This window comes from Senegalimassilia anaerobia JC110 (assembly GCF_000236865.1).
Classification (GTDB): domain Bacteria; phylum Actinomycetota; class Coriobacteriia; order Coriobacteriales; family Eggerthellaceae; genus Senegalimassilia; species Senegalimassilia anaerobia.
On sequence record NZ_HE611014.1, the window covers coordinates 273,423 to 282,848 of the forward strand.

Consider the following 9,426-nt stretch of genomic DNA (forward strand, 5'->3'; position numbering starts at 1 on the left):
CCTTCCCTTGGAGCGGCGGCCTCCCCGGGCCGCCGCCCTCCCTTCCCCAGGTCGTCGCCCGCATCCCCGGGCGGCGGCCCTTTTGCATTTGGGGGGGAGGATGCCCCGCTGCGGAGCCCGGTCGGACGCTTCGGGGACGTGGCCTTATCTGTCCGGCTTTCGCTCGGGATTAGGTTCTTCGGCCCGCGCGGCGTGCCCGGACGCTTTGGGGACGTAGCGCTAAACGTCCGACAGTCGGGCGCATGACGCTACGCCCCCAGGGCGTCCCCCAAAGCGTCCGCTTGAAGCACCCGGATGGACTTGAAGGCGCCTCGAAGTGGCCGCTTTGGGGAATCCGGGCGCATAGCGCTACGTCCCCGAAGCGTCCCTGAAGCGCCGCAGCCGCTGCTGGTTGAGGAGGCCAGCGGCTCGAGGAGGCTCGCGGCCGCCGCCCGTTGAGGAGGGGATGATGAATCGCTTCTTCTGCAGGCGGTAACTTGTCACCTTATTGCGCCTTCATCCTCCGAGGGAATGCCGCTTCTGGCCGTAGAGGTTGCGGATAATCGCACGTTTTGTCCGGCCGTGGCCAAAAGGTGCGATTATCCGCAGGTTGCGGGGGCTGCGAAGCTGTTTTTGGCCCTGCTTCCCTGCTAAACGCCGAAGAATCGCGAGTTATGTCCGCTTTGCGGTCTGGTTTGTGCGAAGAATCGCCTGTTTTGTCCCCAACTGGCCAAAACGGGCGATTCTTCGCACGCGCAGCCCGCCGCCCGGCCTTCGCACGCGCAGCCCGCCGTCCGGCCTTCGCACGCGCAGCCCGCCGCGCGCTCCTCGCGCTCGTCCGGCTGTTGTGTGCAATCGTGCCGCTCCTATGTCGTTGCTGGTGCAATCGTCGTGCGCGGCGTACCATGGATGTGTTCAAACCCCGGTTGCATTGCCGGCTTTTCTGTCCTGAAGGAGGATGCTATGGATGCAAAGGTGTACGAGCTGATCAACGATCAGATTCGCAAGGAGCTGTATTCGGCGTACCTGTACCTGTCGTTCGCCGATTACTATGAGGAAGAGGGCCTGGAGGGTTTCGCTCATTGGTACGAGATCCAGACGCAGGAGGAGCGCGACCATGCGCTCATCTTCCGCAAGTATCTGCACGAGAACGGCTGCAAGGTGAAGCTGCAGGCCATCGACCAGCCCGACAAGACTTTCAGCAACCACCTGGAGCCGCTTGAGGCCGCGCTGGAGCATGAGAAGTACATCACCAGCACCATTAACGACATCTACACCGCCGCCTTCGAGGCGAAGGACTATCGCACCATGAAGTTCCTGGATTGGTTCATCGAGGAGCAGCAGGAGGAAGAGGACAACGCCGAGAAGCAGGTGTCGCGCATGAGGCTGTTCGGCAGCGATGCCAAGGCGCTCTACGATCTTGACCGTGAAAATGCCGCTCGCGTGTACGCCGTTCCCAGCCCGCTGGCCAACGCGTAGCTTCACGGCGAAGGCGGTCTTGCCTGGCTTGCGGGCGTTCCGTCCGGCTCCGGCAAATGCGAATGCATGCCGGCATGGCGTTCCGCTCTGGCACACGCGAAAGCATGCCGGCATGGCGTTTCGCTCTGGCGATTCCGAATGCCTGCTGGCATTGCGTTCGAACCCGGCAAACGCGAAAGCACGCCGACAAGGCGTTCGAACCCGGCGATTCCGAATGCATGCCGACAAGGTGTTCCGCTCTGGTGATTCCGAATGCAAAACCACGCTGAAAAGACGCTCCGATGCGAATCGGGGCGTCTTTTGCGTTCTGGTTGAAACAGTTGAGAGTATGTAGGGTGCTGCACACGTCGCGCCTTGTCGGACGCGATTTGCGGTTTGAGGGTCGCTGTGCTCGCGTTCCGGTGATAGGCAGCGGGCAAATCCCGGTGCTGTTGCATATCCTGCGTCTTGCCGGATGCTGCCTCGCGGTTTCGCGGTGTCTATCGACTGAGCGTGTCACATCATTCACAGCGACTATCGATTGAGCGTCCTTTTGAGTGGTTTATGCATAAATAGTGAAGTATTATGCATTTCTATAAAAACTTACAATTGCCTATATCTACGGCTATAACACCAGTTCAAACGGCGGAAAATGACTGTTTCGACCAGGTAAACAGGTGATTCGAAAGGTTGCATGAATCAATATGGCATGCAAGAATATTCATTGTCCGACAGCGGATAACATTGCAAAACTCAAACGACTATCTTCGCCAAATCGACTGTCTCGGGTTTGCAGGTTCCGTCGCCAAGCGGAACGCGGGTTGCCAAGACCCCGCACATTGCCTGTCGGGATTCCTTTCGAAAGCCGGGTCCTTCCTACCCGGCTTTATTTTTTCTTGTGCACCTGCAAGAAATCGATTCGCCTTGCGCCGGCGTTCGCTCCTACCGAAAGCGTTCGCTCCCGCCGCTACCTGGATGCGTCTCTGCTCAAGGAGTAGCCGTACCGGCGGCTGACTGCATAGTCGGTATAGAGAAACGTGCGCATCCTCGTACCAAAAGGAGGGGACGATAGCGCGGCCGCACTCGGAACATCTCATATTCCTTTCGGTTGGTCGTTCTGGAAGGCAGTTGCGCGACTCGCGCTCGTATGCCATGGTGCTGGGCGGTTTGCGGCGTTCCAAAACTGCCTCTTATCATACCGGGCATTGTGCAACTATCTATGGTGTTGGGACGGTTATGCGGCGTCGCGCAACTATCCTTTATCGCACGAGCGCGGCAATCTTCACCCGATAGCGCCAGGCACCGGGTTCGCGCGTTATACTGAGCGCATCGTGCTGCTTGCGGGCGAAGGTGGGCGGCGCGGCATCCCGAAACCGAGGAAGGCGGTTCCCATGGAAGACTTCGAGTTCGTTTCCCCAACGCATTTCGTGTTCGGCCACAACGCCGAAAGCAAGGTCGGCCCCATGTTGGCCGAGCGCGGCGCGCGTAAGGTGCTGCTGCACTATGGCGGGCAGAGCGCCATCAAGTCGGGCCTCATCGACCGCGTGTGCGCATCGCTCGAGCAGGCCGGCATCGAGTACGTGAAGCTGGGCGGCGTGCGTCCCAACCCTGAAATCGGCCTGGTGCGCGAGGGCGTCGCGCTGTGCAAGGAAAACGGCGTGGACTGGGTGCTGGCCGTGGGCGGCGGCTCGGTGGTCGACTCCGCGAAGGCCATCGCCAACGGCGCCTGCATCGATTACGACGTGTGGGAGCTCATCACCAAGAAATATCCGAACACTGAAGTGCTGCCTATCGCTGTGGTGCTCACCATCCCGGCGGCCGGCAGCGAGGCGTCGAAGAACACCGTCATCAGCAACGACGAGCTGGGCATGAAGACCGGCTATGCGAGCAACTACCAGCGCCCGAAGCTGGCGTTCATGAACCCCGAGCTCACGTTCACGCTGCCGCCGTTCCAGACGGCCGCCGGCATCACCGACATGTTCTGCCACCTGCTCGAGCGCTTCTTCGACGACGTGGGCGCCGTGCCCGTCACCGACGGCATGAACCTGTCTGTCATGCGCACCATCCGCGCAGAGGCCCCGCGCGTGCTGGCCGAGCCCGAGAACTACGATGCCCGCGCGAACATCATGTGGGCGGGCATGCTGTGCCATCAGGGGCTTTTGGGCATGGGCCGTCACGAGGACTGGGCGACGCACGGCCTTGAGCACGAGTTGTCCGCCTACGACACCACCGTCACGCACGGCGCTGGCCTGGCCTGCCTGTTCCCGGCATGGATGGAGTACGTCTACGACGCCAATCCGGCGCGCTTCGCGCAGTACGGCTACGAGGTGTTCGGCTTGGCGCCCACGGGCGACATCGAATCCGACGCGCTATCCGCCATCGACGAGACGCGCATGTTCTTCGCCAGCCTGGGCATGCCCATCAGCTTGGGCGAGCTCGGCCTGGACGAGGACAACATCGAGGACGCCATCGCCGAGATGATCCCCACCCTACGTGAGAACAAGGGCGAGCCGTTCGGCAGCTTCAAGAAGCTGACCATGGAGGACGCCGCCGAGATCTACCGCTTGGCGCTGTAAGGAAATACGTTCGCCTGCCGAATGCCGGCAGGCGAACGTTTGCGAATAGGGAAGGGCCCTGCGGCTCCCATTCGCTTCCCAAACCGCATGGCGTGGCCGGAAGGTCGGCGCCGTGGTTGGAGGCAGATTCGGGAAGTCGCAGGGCCCTTCGCGGCTTTCTGCGGGTTTTTTGGGGGGGGCTGAGGAAGGGGCCGGAGCCATGACCTCGGCCTGCTGCTTGCGCGCCAGGGTCTCGGCAATCGCCACGGGCGCCGGTTAGGCGGAGAAGCTGTGCCGTGAGGTGTTGTTGTGCGGTCACGGCGACGCAAACGCCGAACGGCTACGCGAAGCAGCTGACGATGATCACGATGGCGGTGGTGAGCAGGCCCGATACGGCGATGCTCACGCCGGACATGGCGCCTTCCAGCTCGCCCATCTCAAGGGCTTTCGTGGTGCCCACCGCGTGGCTGCAGGTGCCGATGGCCACGCCCTTGGCAATGCGGTTGTTCACGCGGAAGATCTTCGACATGAGCGGCGCGAAGATGGCGCCGAGGATGCCGGTGATGATGACGGCCGCCACGGTGATGGACGTGATGCCTCCCAGCTGCTCCGACACGGCGATGGCGATGGGGGTGGTCACGGATTTGGGGATGAACGACGTAGCCATCTCGTCGCCCAGGCCGAGCAGCTCGCAGAGTGTGTATGCGCTGATCATCGACACGACCGAGCCTACCAGGCAGCCGCAGAAGATGGGAATGAAGTGCTGCTTGAGGATCTGGCGTTGGCGGTAGACCGAATACGCCAGGGCGACCGTCGCCGGCCCCAGCAGAAACGAGACGAGCTGCACGCTGGACTCGTAGGAATCCAGCGGGATGTGGAAGACGCACAGGAGCGCGATGATAACCGCCACCGTCACCAGCAGCGGGTTGAGCAGCGGGGAGCGCACCTTCTTGTACAGTGCCACGGCCAGCTTGAACACGATGAAGGAGATGACGGTGCCTACAGCCAGGGTTGCGATGAGGTTCAGCATAGGTTAAGCCTCCTTGCCGGCGATGGGGGAGATGATGCCGGTTCCCGGCGTATGAGGATGGTGCTTGCTGGCGCCCTCGGCATGCTTGCTGTTGGAGTCGGTGCTGCCTGCCTGGGCTTTCAGCGCGTTTTCCGCCTCAACAGCGGGGGCGAGCGCGGTGTCCTTGCCCAGCTTCGCCATGATCCAGGACACGAACAACACCGTGTAGGACGTGGCTAAGAAGACGATGACGGTGGTGGCGATGCAGACGAACGCGAACTTCGCCGCCGCGGCCTGCAGCATGGAGAAGCAGCCCATGATGGCCACGCCGGCGGGGATGAAGAACACGGACATGTTGTCGATGAGGTAGTCGCAGGCCTCGCTGATGTACTTTGTCTTCAGGATGTGCGTGCCCAGCAGCACAAGCAGCAGCACCATGCCCAAGATGTTGCCGGGAAGCGTGATGGGCAGCACGGATGCAAGTGCGCAACCGGCTGCGTATACGCTCATGATCAGGCATAACTGGGCCAGCAGCAGCAAGCCGTGCTTGACGGAGCGCTGCAGGCGCTGCTTGGGGGTATCGGCTCCCTGGAACATCTCGTCGTGCGTTTCCTTCAGGTCGCCTTTGACGGAGGCGACGAATTCCTTGAAGTGGGCCCAGATTTTGCGCGCACAACACTTGACGCTTGCGGCGTCGTTATTCGATTTCATGATTCGTGGAACAACCCCTTGGTGGTTTTCGGGAATAGATACCGTTTGTGTAGGGTCTCATACTAAGACGCTTGCCCGGCATTTCAAAAGTTTGCCGGGGAATCCACGCGACCGGCACAAGCCGTGCAACGGAACCTCACAAAACCCGGGCATGCGAAAGGGGGCGACGGGAGTTGCTTCCCATCGCCCCCTGCGAGAAGTTGGCGGATCGGTTGTCGGGTTTTCAGCGGGCTGATCGGCCGTCGAGCTCTCAGTCGACTGATCAGTTGCTGGGCGATAGGCCGGCCGATCGCCCATGCGTTCTCGGCCACCGAGCTGGTTGTCGGGCGCCTGGCCCGCGGCTTGGTTGGCCGGCTTCCAAGCGTTCGGCCATCAGGCTGGCGGCGTTAGCGCTCCCGAGCCTTCCACCTCAGCGCGGCCGCAGCTATGACGAGTGCTGCCACCGTTGCCACCAGGCCTATGGTGGGCGCCTTGTAGCCTACCAGCATGACCGCCGTGCCGAATAGCGCCATGACCAGGCACAGGATGCTCAGCCATTTCATGTAGCCCCGCGCGTCCATCTAGTAGTTCACATCCTTGTCATCCAGACGCCCGCGGAAGACGCGGTACGCGATCACGTGGTAGGCCAGCACCAGCGGCACGCCCACGCAGGCGATGCCGGTCATCCATGCCAGCGATGTGTCGGAGGATGCCGCGCTCATCAGCGTGATGGATGCGCCCACGCTGCCGGGGGCTGCCACCACCAGGTTGGGGAACAGCGTGACCGCGGCAAGCGCCACCAGGCACGCGGCCGCCACCGACTGCAGAAGGAACGCCACCAAGTCGTTGCCCTTACGGCCGAGCACGATCGACGCGACGACGCACGCAAGGAACACGAGGGCGATGATCACGCCGGCTGCAAGCATGCCCGGCGCGAACACGGGTTTCACCACCGCGAACGCCAGGACCGTGGCAACGGCGAACAGCACCAGGGCTGCGACCTGGCAGGGCACGCGCAGCTTCGCGGCGCGCTTATGCACGGCGGAGCCGGCAGGCGCTTTCAGCGCTACCCACGCAGCGCCCGCCGAAAGGCACATGGCCAGGCCGAGCAGGCCGGCGACCAGGGTGAACGGCGACAGCAGGCCCAGCAGCGGCACGCCCGCGTAATCGCCGTTGGCTGCCATGGGAATGCCGGCGATCACGTTGCCCAGCGCCACGCCCAGCAGCAGCGCCGGCAGGAGCGAGCCGACGGTGAAGCAGACGTCCCACGCGCGCGCCCATTGCGGGTCGTGTGCCCGGAACTCAAGCGACACCGCGCGGACGATCAGGCCGAACAGCACCAGCATGACGGCCAGATAGAAGCCCGAGAACGTGGTGGCGTACGCTGCGGGGAACGCCGCGAACAGCGCGCCGCCGGCGGTGAGCAGCCACACCTCGTTGCCGTCCCACACCGGGCCGATGCTGCGGCGCACGAGCGCCCGTTCGCGCTCGTCTTTCGCCAGCGCGCGGTGCAGGACGCCCACGCCCAGGTCGAACCCGTCGAGCACGAAGTACCCGGCGATCAGCACGAAGATCAGAAAGAACCAAAGGACTGCAAGCGCGCTCATGGCTATTCCCCTTCCTTGACGGCGGCGGTTGCATCGTCGGCGGCGTCGGCCGCGGGGGCGGCATCGCCGACGGGCCCGCGCTCGATGAAGCGCGAGATCACGCGCGCCCATCCGATGAACAGGAACACGTACACGGCTGTGAACAGGGCCAGGGTCAGCAGCAGCTCAGGGGCGGAAACCGACTGCGAGATGGCGTTGTTCGTCAGCAGGCTCACGCCGTCGGGGCCGGACGTGGAAGGGTAGACGACCCAGGGCTGGCGGCCGACTTCGGCGGTGATCCAGCCGACCTGGATGGCGACGAACGGGAACAGCGGGCTTACCAGCAGCAGCTTCTGCAACCAGCGCATGGAGCGGATGCGGCCGCCGCGCAGGCTGAACACCACGGCCAGGATCGCCGTGATCATGATCAGGCCGTACATGGCAACCATAAGGTGGTAGGACTGGAACACCAGGTTCACGGGCAGGTCGGCAACGTCCATGTCGCCGTACTTCTCGGTTTGCGCGAGCGAGTTCAGGCCCTGGTACTGGGCGTCCCACGTGCCCGTTGCCAGGAAGCTGGTGCCACCGGGGATGGAGAACGGGGTGATGACCTGCTGGTTCTCCTCATCGACCCAGCCGAACGCGTACAGCGGGGGCACCTCGTCGTCGTACATGCCCTCCATCATGGCAAGTTTGGTGGGCTGCTCCTGCGACACCTCCACAGCGGAGGAGTGCGCGGTGACGATCAGGGCGCACGAGGCCACGATGCCCACGACGGCGCCCACGCGGATGGTCTTCATGGCGAAGTCGGCGTGCTTGTCGCGCAGCAGGTACCAGGCGCCGATGGCGAGGGAGGCGAACGCGCCCATGATCAGCAGCGCCACCACCACGTGGGTGTAGCGCGGCAGCGTGGACGGGTTGAACGCTGCGGCCAAGAAGTCGGTGATGACGGCCTTCGAGCCGTCGGCGGCCAACTCGGCACCGGCGGGCGTCTGCATCCACGAGTTCGCGATGAGGATCCACAGCGCGCTCAGGCACGAACCGGCCCACACCAGCCACGCGGACACGGTGTAGAACAGGCTGGACACCTTGTTGCGCCCGAACAGCAGCACGCCCAGGAACACCGATTCCAAGAAGAATGCGAACAGGGCCTCGGCGGCAAGCGGTGCGCCGAAGATGTCGCCCACGAAGCGCGAGTAGTCGGCCCAGTTCGTGCCGAACGAGAACTCCATGGTGATGCCCGTGGCCACGCCGATGGCGAAGGTGGCGGTGAAGATGCGCACCCAGAAACGCATGGCGTTGCCGTCGGCATCGCTGCGGCTTCGGTGGTACTTGGTGGCGAAGATGGCCAAGATCAGGCCTAGGCCGATGGATAACGGGACGAAGATGAAATGGTACGCCACGGTCAGCGCGAACTGGATTCGCGAGAGCAGCGCGACGTCGGATAGCATATCCATGAGAACCCCCTCCTATGTTCATATGCTACTAAACTAGTAACATAGTACGCCGCGAAGCGAGAAAATGGAAGTATTAACAAGATTTTGTATCGATTGTTTTTGCAAGAACGCTCTGTCGGCCGTGCGTTTGGGCGCAGCGAAGCGTGCGCGCGGCGTTTCGACGCATGCGGCCTGCTGCGGGGGAGCGCAGCGGGTTTTTCTTGCTTGGACGATGATCGGGGCAGCAGCGGGTTTGGCTTGCTTGGACGATGATCGGGGCAGCAGGGTAGTTGCCGGAGCCGCGTCCGGGCGCATCGTGACGCGCCCGGACGCGTTCGCCTAGTTGTCCGCGACGATGGAGTTCATGATGGCGGACACGATGCTGATGACGATGGACGCGAAAAACGCGCTGCCGAAGCTGGAGATGTAGAACCCCACGTTGAACATGCCGTTGCTCAGCCAGGCGGCCAGGTACAGCATGGCGGTGTTCACCACCAGGTAGAAGATGCCGAACGTCAGGCACGTGATAGGCAGGCTGAGCAACTGCAACAGCGGCTTGATGCTCATGTCGATGAGCGATAGCGCCAGGCCGGTGATGGCCACGGCGATCCAGCTTTCGGTGGTGCCCAGCACGGCGATGCCGGGGACCAACCATACGGCGGCTCCTACGGCGACGGCGGTGGCCAGCCAACGGATGATGAATTGCATGGCGT

General features: G+C 62.9%; 8 protein-coding genes. 2 read left to right on the plus strand and 6 right to left on the minus strand.

The genetic code is table 11. The annotated features are described in order from the left end of the window. The first annotated feature begins 942 nt into the window (after positions 1-942). Positions 943-1,458 (plus strand): ferritin, encoded by a 516-nt coding sequence (locus SFHG_RS01190; protein ID WP_042432443.1) that lies wholly within the window; start codon positions 943-945, stop codon positions 1,456-1,458. A gap of 1,370 nt (positions 1,459-2,828) precedes the next feature. Beyond that, complete coding sequence (locus SFHG_RS01195; protein WP_042432446.1) at positions 2,829-4,013, plus strand: iron-containing alcohol dehydrogenase; 1,185 nt, start codon at positions 2,829-2,831, stop codon at positions 4,011-4,013. 319 nt (positions 4,014-4,332) lie between these two features. Here SFHG_RS01195 and SFHG_RS01200 read toward each other — a convergent pair whose 3' ends face one another. The 6 genes from SFHG_RS01200 to SFHG_RS01220 form a co-directional block, all read right to left on the minus strand. After that, positions 4,333-5,022 carry an LrgB family protein gene (locus tag SFHG_RS01200; RefSeq protein ID WP_042432448.1) on the minus strand — a complete coding sequence of 230 codons (690 nt, stop codon included), beginning with the start codon at positions 5,020-5,022 and terminating at the stop codon, positions 4,333-4,335. Positions 5,023-5,025: 3 nt separating this feature from the next. Further along, on the minus strand, positions 5,026-5,712 hold the full coding sequence (locus tag SFHG_RS10040) for a CidA/LrgA family protein (RefSeq protein ID WP_052297752.1): 687 nt from the start codon (positions 5,710-5,712) through the stop codon (positions 5,026-5,028). Between the two features lie 386 nt (positions 5,713-6,098). Beyond that, a complete protein-coding gene (locus SFHG_RS10550; protein ID WP_155815083.1) occupies positions 6,099-6,272 on the minus strand; it encodes a hypothetical protein in 174 nt (57 codons plus the stop codon). Continuing rightward, positions 6,273-7,298: a cytochrome d ubiquinol oxidase subunit II gene (cydB, locus tag SFHG_RS01210; protein ID WP_042432452.1), complete on the minus strand. Its 1,026-nt coding sequence runs from the start codon at positions 7,296-7,298 to the stop codon at positions 6,273-6,275. A gap of 2 nt (positions 7,299-7,300) precedes the next feature. After that, positions 7,301-8,734: a cytochrome ubiquinol oxidase subunit I gene (locus SFHG_RS01215; protein ID WP_042432455.1), complete on the minus strand. Its 1,434-nt coding sequence runs from the start codon at positions 8,732-8,734 to the stop codon at positions 7,301-7,303. A gap of 318 nt (positions 8,735-9,052) precedes the next feature. Continuing rightward, positions 9,053-9,426: phage holin family protein (locus SFHG_RS01220; protein WP_238318237.1), on the minus strand; the 374-nt coding region annotated here is incomplete at its 5' end.

Bases quoted from the DNA above. Each gene is read 5' to 3' on its own strand.
- SFHG_RS01190 (WP_042432443.1), top strand. From the start codon at position 943: ATGGATGCAAAGGTGTACGAGCTGATCAACGATCAGATTCGCAAGGAG.
- SFHG_RS01195 (WP_042432446.1), top strand. From the start codon at position 2,829: ATGGAAGACTTCGAGTTCGTTTCCCCAACGCATTTCGTGTTCGGCCAC.
- SFHG_RS01200 (WP_042432448.1), bottom strand. From the start codon at position 5,022: ATGCTGAACCTCATCGCAACCCTGGCTGTAGGCACCGTCATCTCCTTC.
- SFHG_RS10040 (WP_052297752.1), bottom strand. From the start codon at position 5,712: ATGAAATCGAATAACGACGCCGCAAGCGTCAAGTGTTGTGCGCGCAAA.
- SFHG_RS10550 (WP_155815083.1), bottom strand. From the start codon at position 6,272: ATGGACGCGCGGGGCTACATGAAATGGCTGAGCATCCTGTGCCTGGTC.
- cydB (WP_042432452.1), bottom strand. From the start codon at position 7,298: ATGAGCGCGCTTGCAGTCCTTTGGTTCTTTCTGATCTTCGTGCTGATC.
- SFHG_RS01215 (WP_042432455.1), bottom strand. From the start codon at position 8,734: ATGGATATGCTATCCGACGTCGCGCTGCTCTCGCGAATCCAGTTCGCG.